This window comes from Amphritea sp. HPY, from assembly GCF_050870985.1.
GTDB lineage: Bacteria > Pseudomonadota > Gammaproteobacteria > Pseudomonadales > Balneatricaceae > Amphritea.
Genome location: NZ_CP194015.1, coordinates 3,690,150 through 3,714,998, shown reverse-complemented (window position 1 = coordinate 3,714,998; position 24,849 = coordinate 3,690,150). Strand labels below are relative to the sequence as shown.

The window sequence follows — 24,849 nt, the reverse complement described above, 5'->3', positions numbered from 1 at the left end:
GGAGGTTTTAGTCGCTGGATGATGCTACATGCTCAGCATCGGATAACTTCTTCAGATATCGGCGCATAGCTACGGCTGCTTTATCTGAGGCAACAGATATTTCGTAATAGTCTTCACCATCATGATTACGGATCAACTCATCCACGGCTGCCAGGCCAACTACGTCTTCGTCGAATGCCGCCATGAGCTGGCCATGCATGAAGTCTGTCACGCTGTCATCTGTCAGTGCGAAATTGCGGCCGTGAAGTACAAAATAGTGAGTTTCATGTTGTGTCGCAGGTGTTGCGAAATGAGCTGTTTTTATGCGGTAATCGGGGCGATCACTTTCCGGAATGTTAATGTCGTAAAATTCTGCGTGCACGATATGCAGCGCAGGGGAGACAAAGTCTGAAGTGGTAATTCGGGCCGCATCCTTACCCTCCAGGTTGGTTGGTTTGCCCCAAACCGGGGGCAACCGGGTTGGCACCACGTTGCGCTTAAGGAACATGCGATCTTCGGTTATCTTGGTTTCAAATTCTGCCTCGGCGTAATCCGGTGTGCCGAAGGTTGCAGCATGCAGGTAACTCAGGTGAGTCAGGTCCAGTAGATTCTCGTGCAGGTATACATAATTTGCCTTCAGATCCATGTGGTCGTGGGATGTGACCCAGCCCTCTTCCAGCATAGGGAGTTGTGGGATTTTTGCGGGATCGGCCAATTCCTCATCACCCATCCAGATCCAGATAACAGGCCCTCTCTCTACTACAGGAAAGCTCCTGATTGAGATACCACTACAACCACACCCTTTTTGTGAAGGAACTTCTATACAAGTGCCGCTGGCGTCATACCGCATCCCATGATACCCACAAACAATTGTGTCTCCTTCGAGTTTACTTTTTGAAAGGGGAAATGAACGGTGGCCACAGCGGTTATCCAGTGCGGTTGGAGAACCATCCTCCTGACGGAAAAAAACCAGCTGTTTTCCCAGAATAGTGCGGGCAATAAGTTCTCTTTTTATCTCGTCTGTGAAGGCGGCGATATACCACATGTTATTAATGAAAGGTGTGGTGTGGTCTGCCATACGTCGGCCTGCGACTTTGGCTGCGCGTTGGACTTTAGTAAGTTTTTCTGACATTTCAGTGGTCCATTTATAGTTCTTGTTATGTTTCAATAGATACTTTCAATTTACGGCAGAAAATCTGTAAACGCACTCACAGTAAATTGTGATGCATACAACTTGTGTATTTACTATGATGTTAGTGATATTGAAAAATGAGAGGCTTGGTTTTGTTGTTGGTTATTATTAATCTGGTGGCAAAATATATCAGCCTACTCAGACGTGTAAGCCCCGTATGTCGGGGCGCTTAACGATTAATAGCAATGGGTGGCTACCAATAACTCAATCAAAGGATTTGTCAATTGATAGTAGTAAATATATTAACTATGTTGGTTTTGGAGCGGCTTTAGTGATCTGGGGTTAGGTTTTTAAAAGATTAGCAGGGTCTCAGATAGGAATATCTCTGCGAGCAGGGAGCAGTAGGGACATAAATCGGACGGAGATCGGAAAATCATTCTTGAATAGTTGGGTTGTTATGAATGACAGTACGGATTGGGGTCTTGCGCCACTTATTGATAGCGTGGGAACTGAAGTGTTCGAGAAGAACCTTGTTGATAGTATGAGGCGCCTGGTCGGTGCTAACCACTGTATTCTTGTTAAATACCCGCGTGAAAAGAAGCGCTGTCTGACCTTATTTACCCAGGGAGATATTAGCGAAGACCTGGCTCGGGAATGCTCAGAACTGTACGATCATAGTTACTATACACGAGATCCAACTTTCATAAATGATATAAGTACATGTGATTTTTCATCCCCTGTCTTCTTGCATAGGGAGTTTGATGATATTGATGATAAGGACTACAGGCATACGCTGATAGAGCGCTGTCACATACTTGATAAACTATCACTTTTGCATGAAAGCACTCACTGGGCCTATTGTCTGAGCCTATACAGACTAGAGGATGTAGGTCGTTTCCAGTCTGGCGATGTAGGCTGTATTCAGGAGTGGGGGGAGGTGCTCGCCGCCTTACTGAAAAAACATATTAATTTGATGGAAAAAGATGAGGTTCAGCTCACCTTCAGTTGGATCTCTCGTCGGTTAATGAGTAGTTGTGGAGATATCCTTACTGACAGGGAGCGGGAAGTGTGCGCTATGATAATTTTAGGATATAGCTCAGTAGCCATTGGGCTTAATCTTAATATAAGTGTGAATACAGTGTTAACCCATCGACGTAAATCCTATGAAAAGCTTGGTATAGGTACTCAAAGCCAGCTGTTTTCTTTTTTGGTTTAGATTGTTTTGGTGTGCTGTTTTTTTATAAATGCTTTAAGTATGTTGATAGTTAGTGTTGGTAATATTATCTGATAAATATAATGAGCAAATGATTGTTGTCATGTGTTTTTTGTTTCAGTGTTTCTTTATTAATATTCTGTTTTTATTGCTGAGTATTTTTATTGAGCTCGACTATTTGTTTTTGTATTAAAATATAAGATTTTAAAAAAATGAATGTTTAAGAAGTTTGTTTTGTTTTTAAGACTCAATCCAATAAAAAAAATGATGAGGTAAAACATGAAGAAGTATCAATTCCTGAAAATTTCAGCCCTGACTCTTGGGTTAGCTTTCTCCTTCGAATCAATGGCAGATCAGGTGCTGCGTATCGCAACCTGGGCGTCACCGGCGCATCCTCAGAATAGTGTAGTTTTTCCAACCTGGGGGAAGTGGGTTGAAGAAGCGACTGAGGGCCGTGTGAAAGTTGAGCTTGAATATGGTATGGGTCACCCTAAAACCATGTTTGATCTGGTTGAAGACGGTGTTGTTGATGCGAGCTGGAGTTACCACGGCTATGTGCCAGGCCGCTTTATCCTGACACAGGCGGTTGAACAGCCTTTAATGGATGCAAATGCCGAAGCAGCTTCAGTGGCGTACTGGCGAGCCCATCAGAAGTATTTTGCCAAAGCGGACGAACATGCTGGTCTGCATGTTCTGGGCTTATTTACCCACGGGCCTGGCCAGATCCATACAGCTAAACCTCTAGAAAGCCTCGCAGACTTGAAAGGGATGAAGATCCGCCTGGGGGGAGGAGTGCAAGCAGAATTGGGTAAGCGCCTCAGCATTACAGCTGTTGGAGCTCCGGGGTCCAAGGTTTATGAGATGATGCAACAGGGTATTGTGGATGGTGTATTTATGCCCGTGGCATCGCAAAAAGATTTCCGTTTAACTGAGGTGGCACCTAACCTGACCTTACTGCCTGGTGGAATGTATCTGGGTAGCTTCTCATTCTTCATTAACCCAGAGTTTCTTGACTCTCTGTCCAGTAAAGATCGTGAAGCTATATTGTCAGTTTCCGGAGAGAAGTTTTCAGCGTTGGCTGGTGCAGCTTGGGATGCTGGCGATGTCGCAGGCTTAGCAGAGGCCAAAAAAATGAACGTCAACATAAACATGGTGAGTGGCGACGAAGCGATGGTAGAAGAGTTCCGTACAGCAATAACGGGTATGGATGAGCATTGGATTGAAGCGGCGTCACAGCGTGGGATTGATGGTGCAGCTGCGCTTGCAGACTTGAGAAAGAATATCGCTGAATACAATCAAAAGTAATCAGCCCTTGTGTTATTAACTGCCGAGCTCAGGGGGTGATACTCCTGAGCTTTCTAAATGGTAATGACTTCACGGAGTATCTCTCTGAAATCCTGATACTCAATGTGACTAATTAACCAGTATCAATTCTCGTTTAGCAAGGGTAAAAACGGATATTGTCTGGTTAGTCTAGGATCTTGATGGATTTCCCTGTGCACAGAGCCCGTACAGAGATAAGGGCAGGATATAGACCGGAGGCAAATTTCAGGCACAAAAAAAGCGGTAGCTATTAAGCTCCGCTTTCTTCCGTAGCCCTGTTCATAGGGCTTTTGATGCTTGATTGTAGACTGATCAAGCAATGGTACCAGTGGCCCCTGATTGATTGTTGCAGTCTGTTGACTGCAACAACCCCGTTGGGGCTTCGCCGCAAGCGGCTTGTCCAAACAGCTTCCTGGAAACTGTTTGTCAAACCGGCACGCTTTTAAGGGCGGGCTGATCTTATTGAAAGTGAATCCCTTATGTCTTTCTTGCCCAAGCATCAGATACAAAAAAGCCCTGCTGTGAAGCAAGGCTTTAAAGTAATGGTACCAGTGGCCGCTGATTCAGGATCTTGAACCGGCACGCTTTTAAGGGCGGGCTGATCTTATTGAAAGTGAATCCCTTATGTCTTTCTTGCCCAAGCATCAGATACAAAAAAGCCCTGCTGTGAAGCAAGGCTTTAAAGTAATGGTACCAGTGGCCGGATTGATTGTTGCAGCCTGTTGACTGCAACAACCCCTATGGGGCTGCGCCGCAAGCGGCTTGTCCAAACAGTTTCCTAGAAACTGTTTGTCGAACCTCCGGTTCTCGTCCGACGACTCAGGATACAAATAAAAAAGGGCCCTGCTATGCAGGACCCTTTTTTATTTGTTCATGGTACCAGTGGCCGGACTCGAACCGGCACGCTTTTAAGGGCGGGGGATTTTGAATCCCCTATGTCTACCAATTCCATCACACTGGCACAAACGTGGAGCGTATTATACGGCTAGTTGTGCGGCGGTCAATGACAATACGGCAATATAATTAAAATTTCCTGTAAACAACCTCACCGGCCTGAATCGAATGCGTTGAGGCGGCCAGTTTCAGCACTTACAAATCTTTTACATTATCTATAAATTCATCTGACTTTTGTCGTCGTTCTGAGGCGTAGAGTGGACTCAACAGTAGCCTTGTTCCACTATACTCCCAATTCAGGACGCTAATCATGAACACTCAATCTGACAGTCATATGATAAGAAAGATCACCCGGGGAATCGGTATTTTCATGCTTAGCCTGCTGCCGCTGGCCGGTCAGGCAAATCAGGTAGATCTGAACATCAACCTTGCCACGCCGGTTATGGAAGCAGAAAAAGCCCATCGTGCTTTTATTAAGATCTCGCTGGAAGGCTTTAAACAGCAGGATAAACAAGCCCGAATACCTGCTAACGTCGCTATCGTGCTGGATAAGTCCGGCTCGATGGGCGGAGATAAAATTCAGCACGCCCGTGAAGCTGCGATTATGGCGATCCAGCGATTGGATGAACGGGATATCGTATCGGTCGTCAGTTACGACTCGCGGGTGCAGGTAGTTGTTCCTGCCACCCAGGTACGCAACAAACAGTCTATCTACAATGCGATTCGTCGTATTCACGCCGATGGTAATACAGCCCTGTTTGCCGGAGTCAGCAAAGGCGCCAACGAGCTGCGTAAGTATCTCAGCCGCAATAAAGTGAATCGTGTGATTCTGTTATCTGATGGTCTTGCCAATGTAGGCCCACAATCGGCAGCGGAGCTGGGGCAGCTAGGAGCATCGCTGGCCAAAGAGGGGATTAGTGTCACGACTATAGGCCTCGGTCTGGGCTACAACGAAGACCTGATGACTCAATTGGCAGGCTTCAGTGACGGTAACCATGCCTTTGTTGAAAACCCGGAAGATCTGGCGTCTATCTTTCAATATGAGTTCGGTGATGTGTTGTCGGTTGTTGCCCAGGGGGTGAATATCGAAATCCATTGCCAGAACGGTGTTAAGCCCTTGCGTTTGCTCGGTCGGGAAAGTGAGATTATGGGTAACCAGATCACGACGCGGCTAAACCAGTTGTATAGCGAGCAGGAGAAGTTTGTCATTCTTGAAGTTGAAGTGCCGGCGCAGAAAGCCGACACAGAGATCGAGCTGGTCAAGGTGGATGTGAGCTATAACAACCTCTATACCCGGCAACAACAGAAGCTATCGGGGCAGACTATGGCCCGGTTCAGCCAGTCACAGCAGGATGTAAAAGCAGCTGTGGATAAAGATGCCTATGAGGATGCAGTAGAACAGGTCGCTAATGAATATAGCCGCGATGCGCTGGAAGCACGTGATAGCGGTGATCTGCAGGGCGCCAAGAAAATCTTGCAAGACAGTGCCACCTATCTGGGCTCACAAGCTGAAGCATTAAGCTCACCGCGCCTGCAAGAGCAAAAGGATGAAGCGTTGCAGGATGCCGAAGAGATGGAGGCAGGGCAGGATTGGAATAAGCAGCGTAAAGAGTTACGGGCGCGTCAGTATAAACGCTCAAACCAGCAAACATACTAAGAGCTCAGCAGTTACCAGGCCTCTAATTACATTCAGGGGCTTGGTAATTATATTTTAAAGCGGCAGGATTGTTTAACCGTAGTCATTATGATCAACAACCGGAAGGAAGGCTTTTGAAGAAAAGAACCCCACTACTGCTTGCGGTTATTATTCTGCTACCCATGCTTCTGCTGGCCTGGTTCGGAGTTCGTCTGCAACTGGATCAGCAGCAGGTGGCCACTCATCAGTTTAAAAATCTGGTTGAAAGCCGGCTACAGAGTATCGACCAGCAACTGCAAGGTCACTTCTTCTCTTTACAGGCTCACTTTATTCCTCAGGGCGAAGCTTTATACCGTGAAACCGGCGGGCAGTATGATGCTGGCAGGCTGCGCCAATTTATCAGTCGTTCTGCGCAGGTACAGCAGATGTTTGTGCTTTCTGCCCAGGGGGAGCGCGTTTTCCCTCCCCGGAACCTGCCACTGAACCGGCAAGAGCAGAGTTTTGTTGAACTGACGCGAAGCTTGCTACTCACACCTGAACGCTTTACAGCACCAACAACCGACCCACAGGTAGCTCCAGGAGCGCCCAGCCAGCAGACGGTATCAAGCGTCAGCGGTGACGAGCTTTATAGTGGACAGTTACGATCTTCTTCGCCGTCGAAAAGCCGTTATGCCCCAGCAGCCGATACCTTGTTGCAAGAGACTGAGTTGCAGGAATCAGGGTTACAGGAGTCGGAACCCCTTCAGCAGGATAGCCCGCATGGCTGGATCGCCTGGTATGCAGAGGCAGGCCTGCAGCATATTTTCTGGTGGCAGGACCTCGAGGGCAATACTTTGGGTTTTGCACTTAATTCAGCCAGGTTGCTATCCGATCTTATTAATTATCTACCCGACAGCAGTACTACTGAAACTGAGTATAAAAGTGCTGAAATGCAGCTTATCAATAATCGAGATGAAGTCAGTTATAGCTGGGGCGGTTATCAACATAACGGTCAGCAAAAGGCGGTTCGGATACTGCCGCTGAGTCATCCGCTGGGTAGCTGGCGACTGGCATACTACAGCGCCGCGCAACAGCCGGTGGTGACCAGCTGGCTGGGGTTAGCTTCCTTGTTGCTGTTGTTAACTGCTGGCTTATCTACACTGGCTTATCTGCTTTATCGTGAGCATCGTCGTGAACTGCGTCTGGCAGAGCAGCGGGTTAACTTTGTTAATCAGGTATCTCATGAGCTGAAAACGCCCCTTACCAATGTGCGGCTGTATGCAGAAATGCTGGAGAATGAACTGTCTTTGGAGGAGGAACAATCGCTTTCGCAGCGCTATCTGGGTGTGATTAACAGTGAAACACAGCGGCTATCCCGCCTGATCGATAATGTGTTGAGCTTTTCCAGAATCAAGCGTGAAGGGACTACTATCCGTCAGCAAGAGGGAGTTGTTGATGACTATCTTGCGCAGATTATTCAAACGTTTACACCCGCCATGACCGAACGTGGTATCAGTGTGCGTTTTGACGGGCAGGCAACAGAACGATGCCTGTTCGATGCTGAAGCGCTGGAACAGGTTATCAATAACTTACTGAGTAACTGTGAGAAGTATGCTGCGGCCGGACAATTTATCGATATCTGCAGCTGGCAACAGCATGTTACAGAGGAATGTTACAGCTATATTCGGATCAGGGATTACGGTCCCGGAATCAATTATGTTGAAGCGGAGGCCATATTCACTCCGTTCTACCGTATCAGTAATAAACTCACCGACGGTATTAGTGGTACCGGAATCGGCCTGGGCCTTGCCCGCGATCTGGCGCGGGCGCATGGCGGTGACCTGATTCTTGAGTGCCCATCGGATAAAGTCACGGCAGATAGCGGTGCGAGTTTTCTGTTAACACTGCGTACCCCACTGTCGGAAACGGATGGTTCGCCCAGCCAACGGAGTGAAAACCCATTATGAAGCTGTTAATCGCCGAAGATGATCTGCATATTCGTCAGGGCCTTAAGGCTCTGTTAGAAACAGAAGGCTACCAATGTATAGAGGCGGCTGATGGCGATCAGGCCTGGCAGCTTTATGAGCAGCAGCAGCCGGATCTGGTGTTGCTCGATATTATGATGCCTAAACAAGATGGCTATACTCTGTGTCGGCGTATTCGTCAGCACAATGAACAGTTACCGGTGATCTTTATCACCGCTAAGTCGGAAGAGATCGATCAGGTTCTTGGTCTGGAACTTGGCGCCGATGACTATATTAAAAAACCGTTTGGCAGCCGTGAGGTAATAGCCCGTATCCGCGCGGTGACGCGGCGCTGCTTGCGCCTGAACCTGAGTCCTGGTCAGTCAGATACCGAAAGCTTCAATATGGATGGTCTTGAGATTCGCCCGGCAGAGTTACGAGCCCTGCGCGGTGATCAGGTGATAGAGCTCAGCCTGCGAGACCTTAAAGTGTTGCGGTTGCTGTTCGAGAATCGCGGCAAAGTAGTAGATCGCGATGCACTGTTTAACCATTGCTGGGGGCGTAACTATCTCGCTAACAGCCGTACCCTTGATCAGCATATATCCAAACTGCGTAAAGCGATTGAGCTGAATGCCAAAGAACCCAGAATAATCAGTACTGTGCATGGCATTGGTTATCGGTTTGATAATTAAAAGGCAGTTAATAGACAGGCATAAAAAAGCCATTCAAAACTGTCTTTCAAAACCGGGCTTTGAATGGCTGTTCTCTTTCTTACTAGCTTTCTGGAATCAGCGTTCGACAAAGGCCCGCTCAATAACGTAATGCCCCTGGTCACCGTGGCGGGCTTCCGTGAAGCCCATCTCATCGAGAATCTGCGTCGTGTCTTTGAGCATGCTCGGGCTGCCGCAGATCATGAATCGATCATTCTCAGTGCTCAGCTCAGGCAGCCCCAGATCCTGGGCCAGCTTACCTGAGGTGATCAGGTCAGTCAGGCGGCCCTGGTTTCGGAATGGTTCGCGGGTCACGGTTGGGTAATACAGCAATTTGTCGCTGATCATATCGCCAAAATATTCATTGTCCGGCAGGTGATCCTGAATAACATCGGCATAGGCCAGTTCTGACAAATGGCGCACGCCGTGGGTCAGAATAACCTTGTCGTACTGCTCATAGATTTCCGGATCTTTAATGATGCTCATAAAGGGAGCAAGGCCGGTACCTGTGCTGATCAGGTAGAGGTGCTTTCCTGGCAGCAGGTGGTCATTGATCAGGGTGCCGGTAGGCTTGCGGCTGATCAGAATCTGATCTCCCACTTCAATGCGCTGCAGCTTGGAGGTTAACGGACCATCCGGTACTTTGATGCTGAAAAACTCCAGCTGATCTTCATGGTTGGCACTGGCAATACTGTAGGCACGCATCAGCGGGCGGCCTTCATGCTCCAGACCGATCATGGTGAAGTGACCATTCTTGAAACGAAATCCCGGATCGCGGCTTGTAGTAAAGCTGAACAGGGTATCGTTCCAGTGGTGGACGCTTAGCACTTCTTCACGGCCGATGTTTGACATGGAACTATCCTCGCAGTTATGCGACTGACTTATGGTATTCGTCTAGTCGCTCTAATTATTCGTTTAAGTTATAAGAATTTAAGTATCTATTCCTTTTGAATTTATATTAGGTAGATCTGTTATATTGTTAAAGACGATTATTCAGGTAATTATTATCGGAAATACCGGATATGAAATATAACTTACGTCAGTTGGAAGTGTTTCGGCAGTAGCTCATTTTGACAAAACCACTCATGTATTTAATGGGCATGCGCTTTGCAATTATGGTGCATGCAGTCATTGGCTAAAACGTCTGAAAACAACGTGCTGTCGCTTGCCGTATACGTTAGAGCTGAACAAGAATACTTCACTGGAGATGGGGCAGGAGCTCAGGGATCGGGTTTGTTTAAAGCTGTTTTCTGACTTACTCTGTTCTCTATGAGCTCGCAACTGCAAAAACCTTCGTCATCAGTTTCCGGCTGGACAGGCTTGTTAGGGCTGGTTTCTGCCTGTGTGCTGTTTTTTTTATTTCCAGGGTATCTGCTGGCGGTTTTGAGTAGTGCGGAGCAGTCAGTCGTTTTTCTGATGGCTGTTTTTTTTGTCATGGCTGCCTTTGAACTCTGTCTTGTCCGCCCGTACAAAGCCACTGAAGCCGGACTGAATTTCAGTAAAAAACTTGCTTTCGATTTGCTTACACGGCAAGCGGTTATTGACTTTGAAACTAAGCTATTGGGCTTGCTCGCATCGCTTAGTATTGCAGTGTTATTTTTCTGGGTGGCAGATGTCTATGGCTGGGGCTGGTATGGGCGCTTTTTTGAGTTGCTTCTGGAGTATCGCTATGCGCTTTTGGTTGTTTTGTTCTGTTACTTCCTGTTCATCCATCTTTATATGGAAGAGGCCAAAGATGAGTACTGGCACTTTGGCATTTGGTTCCTGACTCTGGGCCGGATCGGGGATCGGCATATTATCCGTAACCATTGTCTGAACATTGGGGTTAAGGCTTTCTTCCTGCCTTTGATGTTCAGCTATTTTGTTGATGATTGGGTCTTTTTTCAGAATGTTGAGTGGCAGAGCCTGGATGATTTTGATAGTTACTTTAACCTGATCTACCGGTCTTTCTATTTTCTCGATCTGGTTATCGCTGTAATTGGCTATCTCTCAACCATGCGCCTTCTCAACGCGCATATCCGGTGGTCAGAACAAACTGCAGGAGGTTGGTTGTTTTGTTTGGTTTGTTACATGCCTTTCTGGCAGATCATCGGGCGGAGTTACCTCAACTACCAGGAGGGTGGTATCACCTGGTCGAGCTGGATATCCAACGATACCCTGTTGTATGAAGTTTGGGGCTGCGCGATTCTCCTGGTTACGGCCCTCTATGTGTTGAGTGAAGCGCATTTTGGTCTGCGTTTTTCAAATCTGACTAATCGGGGGATTTTAACCCATGGTTTTTTTCGCTGGACCAAACATCCGGCCTATATTTCCAAAAATTTAGCCTGGTGGATCATCGATATTCCTTTTATTGCGGCCAGCTGGCCGCTGGCGGTTAAAAACTGTTTGGCGCTTTTGGGGATCAATTATATTTATTATCAGCGGGCGAAGTATGAAGAGAGATGCTTGTCTGCCGATCCTGTTTATCGGGATTACACTGTGTATATCGATGAAAACGGATTGTTTTCATTCCTGAAGCGATTTTCAAAAACAAAAAAGGCCAAGACTTAGGTGGCTTGCCGAGCAATGAATCCTGAGGCTTTCTGCGTCCAATGTCAGATATTGAGCTATTCTCACAAGCTTTCTCTCAGGTTAAAAAATTTTAAATATCTATTTTTTGGGATAGTGGTAGATAAAGTTGGTATATTGTTAAAGGCGATTATTTATCTAATTGTAATCGGAAATAACGAATATGAAATATACCTTACGCCAGCTGGAAGTGTTTCTGGCCGTTGCTCATTTCGACAATATCACCCGTGCAGCAGAGAGCCTGTCGATGTCGCAGTCTGCTGCCAGTGGAGCGTTGCGGGATCTTGAAGATCAGTTTGATATCCGGTTGTTTGACCGTGTAGGAAAACGATTGAAGATCAATGAGCTTGGCAGGCTGCTGCGACCCAGAGCTGAAGCCTTGCTTGAAAGGGCACAAAGCCTGGAGCTTGAAATGGCTCAGCATCAGGCAGTAGGGCAGCTGAAAATAGGTGCTACGATGACCATCGGTAATTATCTGGCAGTCGGTTTGATTGCCCGTTATATCGATGAGCAGCCGAAGGCAAAGTTGGATCTGAAGGTGGCAAACACCTCGGCTATTGTTGCCCAGGTGGCTAACTTTGATCTGGATATCGGTTTGATCGAGGGGGAGATTCAACACCCTGATCTGGAGGTAATCCCCTGGCGGAGGGATGAGCTGATGGTGTTTTGTGCACCGGACAGCCCGTTGGCCCGTAAGAATCAGCTTAGTGATACCGATCTGCAGTCAGCTCGCTGGATCCTGCGGGAACAAGGGTCCGGAACCCGGCAGACGTTTGACTGGGCGCTGCATGGGCTGCTGCCCAACCTGAATGTTCTGCTGGAGCTGGAGCACTCCGAGGCGATCAAACGAGCGGTGGCAGAAGGCTTAGGCATCGGTTGTTTATCGCGTATCGCGTTGCAGGAATCGTTTGATCTTGAAACATTGGTTCCGCTGAAAGTAGCCGGGCGTGATTTTAGTCGTCAGCTGTATCTGGTGATAAACCGCCATAAGTACCGCAGTGCCGGTATCGAACGTTGGATCGAGTTATGTCACAAGGTCTGATCTGCTTTGATCAACGGGGCAGAAATTAACAGGCGTATTAAATGTCGTATGCCTGTGTGCTGTTTGGCAGGATTGTGCTGAGATACACGGGCATATTAAATGTCATGTGCTTATGTGTTGTTTGGCAGGATAAGGCTGAGATACACAGGCATATTAAGTGGCACATGCCTGTGTATCGTTTGACTGAAAAGTATCAGCTGTTCGCGTGTTGGTTCTTCTCTTTCTGATCCTGGCGCAGTTGCAGCTTGTGCTCTCGACGTCGGTTGATGGTTTCGGTCGCATCGCCACCTAAATGGGCTTCACCGCGTTGCTGGGCCAGTTGCATCTGTTTCTGGCGCTGCTCAAAGCGCTGACGCTGATCTTCGCTGTGTGAGTCATAGCAGTTCGGGCAGCTGATGCCGGCCCGGTATTTCTCGCTTTGCATCTGCTCTGCAGTCAGCGGCAGGCGACAGGCGTGACACTGGTCGTAACTGCCTTTTTCCAGCTGATGGTTGACCGTGATGCGGTTATCAAAGACGAAGCACTCGCCCTGCCACATTGACTCATCCTGTGGTACCTGTTCCAGATATTTGAGAATCCCGCCTTCAAGATGATAGACCTCATCGAAGCCTTGCTCTCTCAGGTAGGCGGTCGACTTCTCACAGCGAATACCGCCGGTGCAAAACATCGCGACTTTGCGGTTTTTCCCCGGATCCAGGTTGTCTTTCACATACTGGGGAAATTCACGGAAAGTGTCGGTATCAGGGTTAATCGCGCCTTCAAATGTTCCGACCTGTACCTCGTAGTCGTTACGGGTATCAACCAGGGTAACATCAGGGTCTGAGATCAGTGCGTTCCAGTCTTCAGGTTTGACGTAAGTGCCGACCACTTGCTTGGGGTCGATACCCTCGACGCCCATAGTGACGATCTCTTTCTTAAGCTTAACCTTGGTGCGATGGAACGGATTGCTAGCGTCGATCGATTCCTTGTAGACGATATCCGTCAGTCGCGGATCGTTCTGCAGCCAGGTAAGCAAGGTATCAATACCTTCACGAGTGCCTGCAACGGTACCGTTGATACCTTCCCGTGCGAGCAATAGTGTGCCGCGCACACCGTTATCCTGCATGACTTTGTGTAGCGGTTCACGCAGCGTTTCAAAATCTTCCAGCGCGACAAACTTATACATCGCGCAAACTACAATCTGTGACATCAATTTTCCTCAGCCGATCGGAACGTAAATCCGGAGCTTATGGGTTTATACGAGATTGCTATTGTACTTGGATAGGGCGCTTAGGAAGACAGACAAAGAGTAAGGGTACTTTTACCCCTTAACGTGATGTTGAAGGGGGGGAGTTAGACAAGATGCGCTTTCACTCTAAATCTGGCCGGTAATGTGATGTGCTTTGAAAAGATGTGATCTGAATCAAGTCAGAGAAAAGTAATGCCCCAAAATGGGAGCTCTGAGTATGGCAATGTATCGCGCGGTGGTCCTTACCGGGCGTAGACTTGAAATTAAGGTAAAAGGTTAAGGAAATAGTAGTTAAGAACAACAGCCTATAAATAGAAGGGCGTTATTAACGTTCTGATTCATCCATTATGAGGATTAAGTAATGCGTAGATTTATTAAAACCACCGCAGGCTTTGCTGGTTCGCTGATAATCCTCGGTGGTGTCTTGAGCAATGCAGTACAGGCCGCTAACGAGACCCTGACCAGTATTAAGACCGACACGACTGTAGTGCTCGATGGTATGGCTGAAAGTGCCTGGGATAAAGCATCAGCTCTAACAGTGCAGCTTAATAACCTGCCATATAAAGCTAATAATTATGGCGGCATGACCAGCGCCAACGTGGCGATGAAATCGCTGTACGATGAGAATTTTGTGTACTTTCTTATTCAGTATGATGATCCGACTAAAAGCCTGGCCCGCTATCCCTGGGAAAAACAGGCTGATGGCTCCTGGATTCAACTGAAAGGTAAGGACCAGACCGGCCACGATAATGTCTACTATGAAGACAAATTCGGTATCTTCTGGAACATCAACGCGCGGGGCTTTGCTAAGAAAGGCTGTAGTGCTGCCTGCCACATGCAGAATGATGAAGGCAAGATCGCCGGTATCGATCAGATAGGTATAGCGCCGGGTCGCAAATATACCCGTGAGGGCCAGACCATCGATATGTGGCACTGGAAGAGTGTACGGATGAATCCGTTAGGCCTGATCGATGATCAGTTCGTGGATCATGTGAAGGATCCTGCGGTGAATAAAAACTGGGGTCGTCATGGTGATAGTAAAACCGGTGGCGGCTACGTGAATAATATTAACGCAGATAAGACCGGACCTGCGTTTATGAATCGCAGCCAGGGTAATGTTGATGGCTTCACTATCACACCGTCGCAAATGACAGCTTTTGTGGATACCTTCAAACCCGGTGATCGAATCCCCGGCATTGTATCTGAGCCGTTTACCGGATCCCGAGGTGATATCTGGGCAAAAGGGGAGTGGCAGGATGGCAAGTGGACTATCGAGATCAAGCGGGCGCTGGTGACTACAGGGGATAAGGCTGAGATTCAGGATGTGCAGTTTTCTGATCTGAGTAAAGCTTACAGTTTTGGTATTGCAGTGTTCGATAATTCACAGATCGATCATCTGTATCACGACAGTGCTTATGATCTCATCTTCAAGTAACTGAGCGTGCTCTCTCCTCAGTGAGGAGGGAGCTGTCGTATGTTGTCAGGCCTGGCCTGACTATCAAGCACAATCGATTGTGTTTCAGGGGCTGATCTATGCGTATTAATACTCTTAATTTTCCTGCAAAGCTGGGCATATCCGGCTTTCTCATTACGGTGGTTCTGGGCGCTCTCAGCGCAGCAACTCTGATCGGTTTGTTGTATTCGAAACACAGCAGCGGCTTCAATATTCCCGAGATGGACAAAGTGCAGGCCCATTATGGCGAATCGATACTGATCTCAGCGATGAAAGGTTCGATGTATGAATATGTCGCCGAAGACGGTGATATTGATGTGCTGACGCAGTGGATCGCTGATGGTGCGAAAGACGATGAGTTTTTCGCAAATGAGGTGATGTATATTATCGAAGAGGACTGCCAGAATTGTCATAGCCGGAATTCACAGATGAGTAAGGCGATTACGTCTATGCCGTTCAGCAGTTATGAAGACATTGTGCAATATACTGATGCGGGTTACAGCTGGACTGCGATGGCGAAGTCAGCGCATATTCACCTGTTTGGTATCGCGGTGTTTCTGATTATCGTGTCTCTGGTGATGGCATTCAGCTCGTATGTAACATGGGTTAAAACACTGCTTATCTCTGCCGGGTGGGTTGCCCTGTGGATGGATATTGCATCCTGGTGGCTGGCTAAGTTCTTCAGCGGCTTTGCATACGTTATCGCCGCGGCCGGCAGTGTCGAAATTGGTGCTGTCTGTGCCATGAGCGGCCTGTGTCTGCTCGATATGTGGTTCAGGTTACCGGCGGTCGTATTGGAAAGCGCGACGGAGGATTGACGTGTTTGAGATTTTGAGGTGTTAAAAAACACAATAAAATCAATACTAAAGGGGCTTATTCAGAGCCCTTTTTTTATGCGCTCTCAGCTCATCAATAATTTGCGGTATGAGTTGGTACTGGCCCTGGCAATAAACAGCTACTTACCTGAGTGCAATATAACTGAAATTTAGCTGCAGATCGGGTAGGATACGCTCCCTTTGTAAACCTGAATCCGGCTCAGCTATTTAAGCTGCAAGTTAAAGACTCTATACACGTTAAAGACTCTCAATATGCAAGTTAAAGACTTCCACTTCGATCTTCCCGATGAACTGATCGCCCGATATCCGCTGGACAAGCGCAGTGACAGTCGTCTGCTGTGTGTCGATGGCGATACAGGAGCACAACAGCACCGCCGTTTCTATGAGGTGCTGGATCTGCTCGAACCGGGTGATCTTGTGGTATTCAATAATACCCGGGTGATACCGGCGCGGATGTTTGGTCAGAAAGCCTCCGGCGGCAAGATCGAAGTACTTGTTGAGCGGTTAATAGATGAGCGCTCTGCGCTGGCGCATATCCGTTCCAGTCGTTCACCTAAGCCCGGTGCAGAACTGACGCTGGATGGCGGCTTGAAGGCAACTATGGTTGCCCGTCACGATGACCTGTTTGAGCTGCAGTTTGATCTGACAGAAGGTAACCTGATCGAAGCGTTGGAGCAGTTTGGCCATATGCCGCTGCCGCCTTATATGAAGCGGGAAGATGAACTTTCTGACCGTGAACGCTATCAGACGGTGTATAACGCAAAGCCGGGTGCGGTAGCAGCGCCGACGGCGGGTCTGCATTTTGATGATGCGTTGCTGGAAAAACTGGACCAGAAGGGCGTTAACCGTGCTTTTGTAACCTTGCATGTCGGGGCGGGAACCTTTCGCCCGGTGAAGGTGGACAATATCCACGACCATAAGATGCATGCCGAGTATATCGAAGTCTCGGAAGAGGTTTGCGAAATGGTCAGGCAGACCAAAGCGCGTGGTAATCGCGTAGTTGCAGTGGGGACTACATCGGTACGCTGCCTGGAAACCGCCAGTAGTGATGGCGAGATCAAACCGTTTTTTGGCGATACCGATATCTTCATCTTTCCGGGTTACCAGTTCCGCACGGTGGATGTGCTGATTACTAATTTTCACCTGCCGGAATCGACACTGCTGATGCTGGTATCGGCTTTTGCCGGCTACGAGCATATGATGGCTGCGTATAAAACGGCGGTGGCAGAGAAGTATCGTTTCTTCAGCTACGGTGATGCCATGTTTTTGAGCAGGCAAGGTTTCTGACCCGTCAGGACAGTGCACAGGAATAAGCCGAAAGTAGCCCTTTGATTTAATAAATTCAGCCTTATATAAGGTAGTACTCATCCTGAACGGATGAAAACAGATTAGGAAAAGTTGTGACTAGAGAATGTTTTATGAAGTTTGAGCGGATCGCGACCGATGGCAAAGCCCGTCGCGGACGTCTGAGCTTTCCCCGTGGTGATGTTGAAACGCCTGCGTTTATGCCGGTAGGCACCTATGGCACGGTTAAAGGCATGTTGCCGCGTGATATCGAAGAGATCGGTGCCCATATGATTCTGGGTAACACCTTTCACCTGATGCTGCGTCCCGGTACCGAAGTGATCAAACAGCACGGTGACCTGCATGACTTTATGAACTGGAAAGGTCCTATTCTGACCGATTCCGGTGGTTTTCAGGTATTCAGCCTGGGCGCGATGCGTAAGATCACCGAGGAAGGGGTTACCTTCCAGTCGCCGGTAAACGGTTCCAAGGTCTTCATGGGGCCGGAAGAGTCGATGCAGGTCCAGAAAGACCTGGGCTCCGATATCGTGATGATCTTCGATGAGTGTACGCCTTACCCGGCTACCGAAATTGAAGCGGCTAAATCAATGCGTTTGTCATTGCGCTGGGCTAAGCGTTCCAAAGAGGCTCATGGTGATAACCCTTCGGCACTGTTCGGTATTATTCAGGGCGGTATGTATCCGCAGTTGCGCGATGAATCTCTGGAAGGTCTGACCGAAATCGACTTCGATGGTTATGCTATCGGTGGTCTGTCGGTGGGTGAACCGAAAGAGGAGATGGAAAAAGTTTTGGATCATCTGGCCTGGAAAATGCCGGATGATAAGCCGCGTTATCTGATGGGTGTTGGTCGTCCGGAAGATATAGTGGAAGGGGTACGGCGCGGAGTTGATATGTTTGACTGCGTAATGCCGACCCGTAATGCGCGTAACGGTTACCTGTTCACTAAAACCGGTGTCGTTAAGCTGCGTAATTCAGCCAATAAAACCGATACCCGGCCATTGGATGAAGACTGTGGTTGCTATACCTGCCAGAACTTTAGTCGTGCTTATCTGCATCATCTGGATAAGTGCAAAGAGATTCTGGGTGCGCAGCTCAATACTATTCATAATCTGCACTACTATCAGCAGGTCATGAGTGGTTTGCGTCAGGCCATTGAACAGGGTAAATTGGACGCCTTTGTCGACCAGTTCTACCGGCAGCTGGGCAAGGAAACACCGCCCCTGACTGCAACAGAAAGCGACTGATTTTTTATAATTTACTAAGTATTAGGAGTAGCCTTAATGAGCTTTTTTATCTCTCCAGCATACGCTGAAGCAGCAGGACCTGGCGGTATGGATCCAAGCATGTTCAACCTGATCTTCCTGGTTGGTTTCGGTGTTATTTTCTACATGTTCATGTGGCGTCCACAGTCTAAGCGTGCCAAAGCGCATAAAGAGTTACTGGGCGGACTGAGCAAGGGTGATGAAGTGCTCACCGCTGGCGGTATCCTGGGTAAGGTGGTACGTCTGAACGAAGACTACGTTGTACTGCAGGTATCTGAGAATACTGAGCTGACCTTCCAGAAGGCACACGTCAGTGCGGCTTTGCCAAAAGGCACTATCAAAGATATCAAGTAACAACTCTCCTAAATAACGCCACGTTCAACGTGGCGTTTTTTTGATGCAAGGACAGGGGCATTATGCTCAACAAATATCCGCTTTGGAAAAATGCGCTGATCGTTCTGATACTGCTGATCGGTGGTATCTACGCAGCGCCTAACCTTTATCCAGATGATTTCGCGATTCAGCTGTCCGGTGCCCGGGCGCAGAACGTGGTTAATCAGCCATTACTGGACAAGGTGAAGGCTGAGCTGGCAAAAGAGCAGCTTAGCTTCAAAGGTGACGAGCTGACTTCAAAAAGTGCTCTGATCCGTTTTGCTGATGGCCAGACACAGCTGCAGGCAAAAGAAGTGATCAGCCGTACTTTGGGTGATGACTACGTTGTGGCACTGAATCTGGCGCCGACTACACCGGACTGGCTGAACTCTCTTGGTGCCGGGCCTATGAAGCTGGGTCTGGATCTGCGCGGTGGTGTGCATTTCCTGCTGGAAGTGGATATGGCTCAGGCCGTAGCACAGCGCCTGGATGTCTATGTCAGCGAGATCAAAACCAAGCTGCGTGCCGAGAAGCTGCGTTATCGCGCGGTTAATCATCGTGAAGATGGCAGCCTGGAACTGAAATTTTCCAAAGCGGATGTGCGGGATCAGGCACAAAGCCTGTTGCGTAAGGACTACACAGAGTTCCTGATCGAAAGTGAAGATCTGGACGGTGCCTTCTATCTGACCATTGACCTGGCGGAAAGCAAGGTTCGTGAGATCGAGGACTACGCGATAAAGCAGAATCTGACGACCTTGCGTAACCGGGTTAACGAACTGGGTGTGGCCGAGCCGCTGGTGCAGCGTCAGGGGCGTAACCGGATCGTAGTCCAGTTGCCGGGTATTCAGGACGCAGCGGCTGCGAAACGGATTATCGGTAAGACTGCCAACCTGGAGTTCCGCCTTGAAGCCAAGACCGATGCTTCCAGCGCGACCACCGAAACCTATCCGTTCCGTGATGAGACCCGTCGCCCGTCTAAGGCAACCCTGGAGAAAGATATTATTATCTCCGGTGCCAGCGTTGCGAACGCTCAGTCCACCTTCGATGAGAATGGTGTACCGCAGGTATCCATCACGCTGGACGCCAAAGGTGGACAGCTGATGAACCGTACCACCCGTAACGCGGTTAAGCGTCGCATGGCGGTACTGTTTGTCGAGCATAAGAGTCGCACACTGTATGATACGGTAGATGGCGAACAGGTTGCTAAGCGTATCCCTTACGTCGAGAAGCATATAATCTCGCTGGCAACCATTCAGAGTGTGCTGGGTTCCAGCTTCCGGATTACCGGCCTGGACAGTGCTACCGAATCTTCTGAACTGGCACTGCTGCTGCGTGCCGGTGCTCTGGCAGCGCCTATCTACTTCGTAGAAGAGCGTACTGTCGGGCCAAGCCTGGGTGAGCAGAACATCGAACTGGGTGTTACCTCAGTGCAGATCGGTTTTGCCCTGGTGCTGCTGTTTATGCTGGTGTATTACCGTGTATTTGGTCTGCTGGCGAATATGGCCCTGACCCTGAACCTGGTATTGCTGATGGCAGTTATGTCGATGCTGTCGGCTACCCTGACCCTGCCGGGAATTGCCGGTATCGTACTTACGGTCGGTATGGCGGTGGATGCTAACGTACTGATATTCTCCCGGATCAAGGAGGAACTGAAGAATGGCCTGCCGCCGCAATCGGCGATCAGTGCTGGCTTCGATCGTGCATTTACCACTATTTTCGATGCTAACGTGACCACCTTCCTGGCGGCAATAATTCTGTTTGCGATGGGTACCGGTCCGGTGAAAGGCTTTGCTATCACCCTGTCGGTGGGTATCGTAACCTCCATGTTCACGGCCATTATGGTGACCCGTGCGCTGGTTAACCTAACTTACGGCGGTCGTGCGCTGAAGAAACTGTCGATCTGACGGAGGCTATGAAAATGACGACTGCAAAGATTTACAACTTTATGGGGCTGCGCAAGATCGCAGCCGGACTGTCACTGGTTTTACTGCTGATATCTGTCGCCTCGCTGGCGATGAACGGCCTCAAGTTTGGTCTGGATTTCACCGGTGGTTCTCTGGTTGAGGTGGGTTACGAACAGGGGCCGGATCTGAACCAGATCCGTACTAAGCTGGAATCCGCAGGCTATGACGATGCTGTCGTGCAGACCTTTGGTTCGCCGGTGGATATTCTGATTCGACTCGGTGAAAGCCATAATCCGAAGCTGGGTGATGAAGTGTTGTCTGCACTGCAGGCGGATGAGTCCCAGAGTCTTACCCTGCGCCGTAACGAATATGTTGGCGCCCAGGTGGGTGAGGAACTGCGCGAGCAGGGGGGGCTTGGCCTGCTGCTGGCGCTGTTTATGGTCATGGTCTATGTCGCCTTCCGCTTCCAGCTGAAATTCTCCGTTGGTGCGGTAGCGGCGCTGGCCCATGACGTACTTATCGTGCTGGGTTTCTTCTCTATCCTGCAGCTGGATTTCGATCTCACCGTACTGGCGGCGTTGCTGGCGGTTATCGGTTACTCGCTGAACGATACTATCGTAGTGTCTGACCGGATTCGGGAAAACTTCCGCAAGCTGCGTAAGGGGTCTGCGATTGAGATCATGAATACCTCCCTCAGTCAGACACTGGGACGTACTCTGGTAACATCATTGACAACCTTGCTGGTGTTGACAGCGTTGGCGATATTCGGTGGCGAGATGATCCACGGCTTTGCTATCGCTTTGCTGGTGGGTGTCTGTATCGGTACTTATTCATCCATCTATGTCGCGGCCAACGTGCTGATCCTGATGGGTGTATGTAAGGAAGACCTGATGCCGCCGGAGAAGGAAGAGGGCGAAGTCGACGAAATGCCTTAAAAGCTTCTGCGCTTGGTTATGCTGCGTTATACCGGGAATTTTGAATACTCATTTACACCAGTAAACTCCGTTTCAAAATTTCCGGAAAGCCTTGCCTAACCTTCGCTCGTAACGCTTTTATATTCGTAAAAAAAACCGGCCATTGGCCGGTTTTTTTGTTGGAGTTTGAAGCTTTGGTCAGGCGAGATCGCAAAGCAGAGCTTTGCTCGCTAGACCGCCGAACAAGTTCGGCTAGCTAGAACACGGCTTCGCCGTTTGCCAGAACGCGACGCAAGCGTCACTGCTAGTGGCTAGAAAAAGCGTTCCAGAACACGATGCTGTTGGAGTATAGTGGCAGCTAACTGATAATTGTATGAAGAACCTGAATGACTAAGAAAGAGTGGTCCACCGTTGATCCCCATGCTTCCCGTGAAGCAGATAAATATGAGCGCCCGATCGCCAGTCGCGAAATGATTATGGAAGTGCTGGCACAGAAGGGGGAGCCGCTGACCCGTCCTCAGCTGGAAGTATTGCTGCAGCTAGAAAACGATCTGGATGCGGCGGAAGCGTTGCGTCGGCGTTTACGGGCGATGGAACGTGACGGTCAGTTGATGCGGGATCGCAAGGCGCGCTATGTGCTGTTGAGTAAGCTGGATCTGATTGCCGGTCGGATACAGGGGCATCGCGATGGCTTTGGTTTTCTGATTCCGGATGAAGGCAAGAATGATATCTTCCTTTCTGCACGTGAGATGCGACAGGTGTTTGATGGCGACCGTGCCCTGGCCCGCGTCACCGGAGAAGATCGCAAAGGTCGTCTGGAAGGCGCTATCGTCGAAGTGGTAGAACGTAACACCCATAAGATTGTGGGACGCTTCCAGGGTCATGCCGGCTTCGGTTATATGAATTCTGAAAATCAGCGTATTACCCAGGATATTCAGATTATCCCTAATACGGATCAGCAGCTGGATTACCGTGACGGCCAGTTGGTGGTGGCCGAGCTGGTTACGCCGCCGACCAAGCGTGCCAAGCCGACCGCCCGGGTCGTCGAAGTGTTAGGCGATCACATGGCGCCGGGGATGGAGATCAAGGTTGCCATCCATAACTACGACATTCCCGATGAATGGAGTGATAGTGTTCGTCAGGAAGTCGGCGGAATAGGCCCTGAAGTGCCAGAGTCCTCTAAACAGAATCGGGTCGATCTGCGGCATCTGCCGCTGGTGACTATCGACGGTGAAGATGCCCGGGATTTCGATGATGCGGTGTACTGTGAATCTAAGCGCTCTGGTGGCTGGCGTCTGTGGGTCGCGATTGCCGACGTGTCCGGATATGTGAAACCGGCTTCCGAGCTGGATATGGAAGCACACCGTCGCGGTAACTCGGTGTATTTCCCTGAGTTTGTTGTACCTATGCTACCTGAAGAGCTGTCTAACGGGCTTTGTTCCCTGAATCCCGACGTCGATCGGCTGGCGATGGTTTGCGAAATGACCATCAGCGCCAGTGGCAATCTGAGTGGCTATAAGTTTTATGAAGCGGTAATTCGTTCCCATGCCCGGCTGACCTATAACAAGGTTGGTGCGATGCTGCAGCAGCCAGAAAGCGATCGTGGTACTGCACTGCGTCAGCAATACAGTAAGTTAGTACCGCATCTGGAGCATCTTTATGCTCTGTATCACGGACTGCGTGAATCCCGCGATGCCCGTGGTGCGATCGATTTTGAAACCACTGAAACGCGGATTATCTTCAGTACTGAGCGCAAGATCGAAGAGATCGTACCGGTGGTACGCAACGACGCTCACAAGATTATCGAAGAGTGTATGCTCTGCGCCAACGTAGCTTCAGCCCGTTTGCTGGAGAAGCTGAAGCAGCCGGCATTGTTCCGGGTGCACGATGGACCGAAAGAATCCAAGCTGGAATCCCTGCGTACTTATCTGGGGCCGCTGGGGCTGTCATTGGGCGGTGGGGAAAAGCCGTCACCGTCGGACTACCAGGCGTTGAGTGCGTCTCTGGAAGGTCGTATCGATAAGCATGTCATCTCGATAATGATGCTGCGCTCGATGTCGCAGGCGGTCTATAGCCCGGAAAATAATGGTCACTTCGGCCTTAATTATCCGGCTTATACGCATTTTACATCGCCAATCCGGCGTTATCCTGATCTGCTGGTACATCGCACTATCCGGGCGTTGATCCACTCCGGTAAGGCGAGCAGCCATCTGCATCGACCGGATGAATTTCTCCCTAATAAAAAGTTTGTTCACCATTACACTATGGAGCAGATGGTGGAGCTGGGCGAACACTGTTCAATGACCGAACGTCGTGCCGATGAGGCGACCCGGGATGTGATGGCGTGGCTTAAATGCGAGTACATGCAGGATTGTGTTGGCGATGAGTTCGAAGGTGTTATCTCTGCGGTGACCGGTTTCGGGGTGTTTGTTGAGCTGGCAGAAGTCTATGTTGAAGGCCTGATCCATATCTCATCGCTACCGGGTGATTACTATCATTTCGATGCTGCGCATCAGCGATTGCAGGGCGAACGCAGCGGTAAGAGCTTCCGTCTTGGTGATAAGGTGAAGGTGCAGGTGGTACGGGTCGATCTGGATGAGCGCAAGATCGACTTTGAACTGCTTAAGCAGTTAGGGGCTGCTAAAAATAAAAAGGGCGCGGCTGAAGAGCCGAAAAAGCTCAGTAAGCGTGAGTTATTGCGTGCCGGTAAGATTCAGATGGCAGAGATGGAGAGTCGGCAGGGTAATAAGCCGGGTACGGGTAAAGGTGGTAAACGGGGTAAAGCTCACCGTGGCCGTTCCGATAGTGCAGAAATTCATCCGCGTAGTGCCAAAAACAGAGCCAGTAAAAAACCTGGTTCATCTGAGGCAAGGTCGCCTTGGGGAGCTGCTAAATCGGAAGCTGGCGGGGCGCATGTGCCACGTAAGCGGCCTGCGCATAATGTGACAGAAGATACCGGGCGTGACAGTGTCGCGACTAAGAAAGCCGGCGGCGCTAAGCTGAGTGAGCATGAGCGTGATGTCATTAAACTGTCTAAGAAGCAATCCAAAGGGCTGAGCAACCGGGCGAAAAAGCGTAAGCAGAAGAAGTTACGCAGGAAAGCTAAAAAAGAGGATTAACTGGCTTTGTAACTCT

18 protein-coding genes and 1 tRNA gene are annotated in these 24,849 nt (G+C 49.3%); 15 read left to right on the top strand and 4 right to left on the bottom strand.

Annotation, left to right across the window (positions count from 1 at the left end; all coding sequences use genetic code 11):
- Window positions 1-7 precede the first annotated feature (7 nt).
- The gene (locus ACQUQM_RS16550) at window positions 8-1,111 is read right to left on the bottom strand and encodes a Rieske 2Fe-2S domain-containing protein (RefSeq protein ID WP_432470980.1); all 1,104 of its coding nucleotides are present in this window, start codon (window positions 1,109-1,111) and stop codon (window positions 8-10) included.
- Window positions 1,112-1,568: 457 nt separating this feature from the next.
- Between ACQUQM_RS16550 and ACQUQM_RS16545 the strand changes: the two genes are divergently transcribed.
- Both ACQUQM_RS16545 and ACQUQM_RS16540 read left to right on the top strand, forming a co-directional pair.
- On the top strand, window positions 1,569-2,327 hold the full coding sequence (locus tag ACQUQM_RS16545; protein WP_432470979.1) for a helix-turn-helix transcriptional regulator: 759 nt from the start codon (window positions 1,569-1,571) through the stop codon (window positions 2,325-2,327).
- Between the two features lie 276 nt (window positions 2,328-2,603).
- Entirely contained in the window at window positions 2,604-3,629 is a 1,026-nt protein-coding gene (locus ACQUQM_RS16540; protein WP_432470978.1) for a TRAP transporter substrate-binding protein, read from the top strand.
- A gap of 892 nt (window positions 3,630-4,521) precedes the next feature.
- On the opposite strand, the gene ACQUQM_RS16535 is transcribed toward ACQUQM_RS16540, so the two are convergent.
- Window positions 4,522-4,608, bottom strand: a tRNA-Leu gene (locus ACQUQM_RS16535).
- A gap of 243 nt (window positions 4,609-4,851) precedes the next feature.
- On the opposite strand from ACQUQM_RS16535, the gene ACQUQM_RS16530 reads away from it, so the two are divergent.
- From ACQUQM_RS16530 to ACQUQM_RS16520, 3 genes are all read left to right on the top strand, one after another.
- Complete coding sequence (locus tag ACQUQM_RS16530; RefSeq protein ID WP_432470977.1) at window positions 4,852-6,198, top strand: vWA domain-containing protein; 1,347 nt, start codon at window positions 4,852-4,854, stop codon at window positions 6,196-6,198.
- A 113-nt stretch (window positions 6,199-6,311) separates the two neighbouring features.
- On the top strand, window positions 6,312-8,123 hold the full coding sequence (locus ACQUQM_RS16525; RefSeq protein ID WP_432470976.1) for a sensor histidine kinase: 1,812 nt from the start codon (window positions 6,312-6,314) through the stop codon (window positions 8,121-8,123).
- Window positions 8,120-8,812 (top strand): response regulator transcription factor, encoded by a 693-nt coding sequence (locus ACQUQM_RS16520; RefSeq protein WP_432470975.1) that lies wholly within the window; start codon window positions 8,120-8,122, stop codon window positions 8,810-8,812. Before ACQUQM_RS16525 ends, ACQUQM_RS16520 begins: the two co-directional genes overlap by 4 nt.
- 96 nt (window positions 8,813-8,908) lie before the next feature.
- Here the strand turns inward: ACQUQM_RS16520 and ACQUQM_RS16515 are convergent, their stop codons facing one another.
- Window positions 8,909-9,682, bottom strand: a complete 774-nt coding sequence (locus ACQUQM_RS16515; protein ID WP_432470974.1) for a ferredoxin--NADP reductase — start codon at window positions 9,680-9,682, stop codon at window positions 8,909-8,911.
- A 564-nt stretch (window positions 9,683-10,246) separates the two neighbouring features.
- On the opposite strand from ACQUQM_RS16515, the gene ACQUQM_RS16510 reads away from it, so the two are divergent.
- A complete protein-coding gene (locus ACQUQM_RS16510) occupies window positions 10,247-11,380 on the top strand; it encodes an isoprenylcysteine carboxylmethyltransferase family protein (protein WP_432470973.1) in 1,134 nt (377 codons plus the stop codon).
- A 181-nt stretch (window positions 11,381-11,561) separates the two neighbouring features.
- On the top strand, window positions 11,562-12,440 hold the full coding sequence (locus ACQUQM_RS16505; RefSeq protein ID WP_432470972.1) for a LysR family transcriptional regulator: 879 nt from the start codon (window positions 11,562-11,564) through the stop codon (window positions 12,438-12,440).
- A gap of 193 nt (window positions 12,441-12,633) precedes the next feature.
- Here ACQUQM_RS16505 and ACQUQM_RS16500 read toward each other — a convergent pair whose 3' ends face one another.
- Entirely contained in the window at window positions 12,634-13,629 is a 996-nt protein-coding gene (locus ACQUQM_RS16500) for a rhodanese-related sulfurtransferase (RefSeq protein WP_432470971.1), read from the bottom strand.
- A gap of 400 nt (window positions 13,630-14,029) precedes the next feature.
- Between ACQUQM_RS16500 and ACQUQM_RS16495 the strand changes: the two genes are divergently transcribed.
- The 8 genes from ACQUQM_RS16495 (at window position 14,030) to rnr (ending at window position 24,833) form a co-directional block, all read left to right on the top strand.
- On the top strand, window positions 14,030-15,103 hold the full coding sequence (locus ACQUQM_RS16495) for an ethylbenzene dehydrogenase-related protein (RefSeq protein WP_432470970.1): 1,074 nt from the start codon (window positions 14,030-14,032) through the stop codon (window positions 15,101-15,103).
- 98 nt (window positions 15,104-15,201) lie between these two features.
- The gene (locus ACQUQM_RS16490; protein WP_432470969.1) at window positions 15,202-15,939 is read left to right on the top strand and encodes a hypothetical protein; all 738 of its coding nucleotides are present in this window, start codon (window positions 15,202-15,204) and stop codon (window positions 15,937-15,939) included.
- Between the two features lie 270 nt (window positions 15,940-16,209).
- Window positions 16,210-17,244 carry a tRNA preQ1(34) S-adenosylmethionine ribosyltransferase-isomerase QueA gene (gene queA / locus ACQUQM_RS16485; RefSeq protein WP_432470968.1) on the top strand — a complete coding sequence of 345 codons (1,035 nt, stop codon included), beginning with the start codon at window positions 16,210-16,212 and terminating at the stop codon, window positions 17,242-17,244.
- Window positions 17,245-17,375: 131 nt separating this feature from the next.
- Window positions 17,376-18,506 carry a tRNA guanosine(34) transglycosylase Tgt gene (gene tgt / locus ACQUQM_RS16480; protein ID WP_432474841.1) on the top strand — a complete coding sequence of 377 codons (1,131 nt, stop codon included), beginning with the start codon at window positions 17,376-17,378 and terminating at the stop codon, window positions 18,504-18,506.
- Window positions 18,507-18,542: 36 nt separating this feature from the next.
- On the top strand, window positions 18,543-18,878 hold the full coding sequence (gene yajC / locus ACQUQM_RS16475; protein ID WP_432470967.1) for a preprotein translocase subunit YajC: 336 nt from the start codon (window positions 18,543-18,545) through the stop codon (window positions 18,876-18,878).
- Window positions 18,879-18,940: 62 nt separating this feature from the next.
- Window positions 18,941-20,800 (top strand): protein translocase subunit SecD, encoded by a 1,860-nt coding sequence (secD, locus tag ACQUQM_RS16470; protein WP_432470966.1) that lies wholly within the window; start codon window positions 18,941-18,943, stop codon window positions 20,798-20,800.
- A 14-nt stretch (window positions 20,801-20,814) separates the two neighbouring features.
- A complete protein-coding gene (secF, locus tag ACQUQM_RS16465; protein ID WP_432470965.1) occupies window positions 20,815-21,735 on the top strand; it encodes a protein translocase subunit SecF in 921 nt (306 codons plus the stop codon).
- A gap of 365 nt (window positions 21,736-22,100) precedes the next feature.
- Window positions 22,101-24,833 (top strand): ribonuclease R, encoded by a 2,733-nt coding sequence (gene rnr / locus ACQUQM_RS16460; RefSeq protein ID WP_432470964.1) that lies wholly within the window; start codon window positions 22,101-22,103, stop codon window positions 24,831-24,833.
- The last annotated feature ends 16 nt before the right edge of the window (window positions 24,834-24,849 follow it).

What these genes read in the sequence shown, in the direction of transcription:
- ACQUQM_RS16550 (WP_432470980.1), bottom strand. Translation starts at nt 1,111, where the DNA reads ATGTCAGAAAAACTTACTAAAGTCCAACGCGCAGCCAAAGTCGCAGGC.
- ACQUQM_RS16545 (WP_432470979.1), top strand. Translation starts at nt 1,569, where the DNA reads ATGAATGACAGTACGGATTGGGGTCTTGCGCCACTTATTGATAGCGTG.
- ACQUQM_RS16540 (WP_432470978.1), top strand. Translation starts at nt 2,604, where the DNA reads ATGAAGAAGTATCAATTCCTGAAAATTTCAGCCCTGACTCTTGGGTTA.
- ACQUQM_RS16530 (WP_432470977.1), top strand. Translation starts at nt 4,852, where the DNA reads ATGAACACTCAATCTGACAGTCATATGATAAGAAAGATCACCCGGGGA.
- ACQUQM_RS16520 (WP_432470975.1), top strand. Translation starts at nt 8,120, where the DNA reads ATGAAGCTGTTAATCGCCGAAGATGATCTGCATATTCGTCAGGGCCTT.
- ACQUQM_RS16515 (WP_432470974.1), bottom strand. Translation starts at nt 9,682, where the DNA reads ATGTCAAACATCGGCCGTGAAGAAGTGCTAAGCGTCCACCACTGGAAC.
- ACQUQM_RS16510 (WP_432470973.1), top strand. Translation starts at nt 10,247, where the DNA reads ATGGCTGTTTTTTTTGTCATGGCTGCCTTTGAACTCTGTCTTGTCCGC.
- ACQUQM_RS16505 (WP_432470972.1), top strand. Translation starts at nt 11,562, where the DNA reads ATGAAATATACCTTACGCCAGCTGGAAGTGTTTCTGGCCGTTGCTCAT.
- ACQUQM_RS16500 (WP_432470971.1), bottom strand. Translation starts at nt 13,629, where the DNA reads ATGTCACAGATTGTAGTTTGCGCGATGTATAAGTTTGTCGCGCTGGAA.
- ACQUQM_RS16495 (WP_432470970.1), top strand. Translation starts at nt 14,030, where the DNA reads ATGCGTAGATTTATTAAAACCACCGCAGGCTTTGCTGGTTCGCTGATA.
- ACQUQM_RS16490 (WP_432470969.1), top strand. Translation starts at nt 15,202, where the DNA reads ATGCGTATTAATACTCTTAATTTTCCTGCAAAGCTGGGCATATCCGGC.
- queA (WP_432470968.1), top strand. Translation starts at nt 16,210, where the DNA reads ATGCAAGTTAAAGACTTCCACTTCGATCTTCCCGATGAACTGATCGCC.
- tgt (WP_432474841.1), top strand. Translation starts at nt 17,376, where the DNA reads ATGAAGTTTGAGCGGATCGCGACCGATGGCAAAGCCCGTCGCGGACGT.
- yajC (WP_432470967.1), top strand. Translation starts at nt 18,543, where the DNA reads ATGAGCTTTTTTATCTCTCCAGCATACGCTGAAGCAGCAGGACCTGGC.
- secD (WP_432470966.1), top strand. Translation starts at nt 18,941, where the DNA reads ATGCTCAACAAATATCCGCTTTGGAAAAATGCGCTGATCGTTCTGATA.
- secF (WP_432470965.1), top strand. Translation starts at nt 20,815, where the DNA reads ATGACGACTGCAAAGATTTACAACTTTATGGGGCTGCGCAAGATCGCA.
- rnr (WP_432470964.1), top strand. Translation starts at nt 22,101, where the DNA reads ATGACTAAGAAAGAGTGGTCCACCGTTGATCCCCATGCTTCCCGTGAA.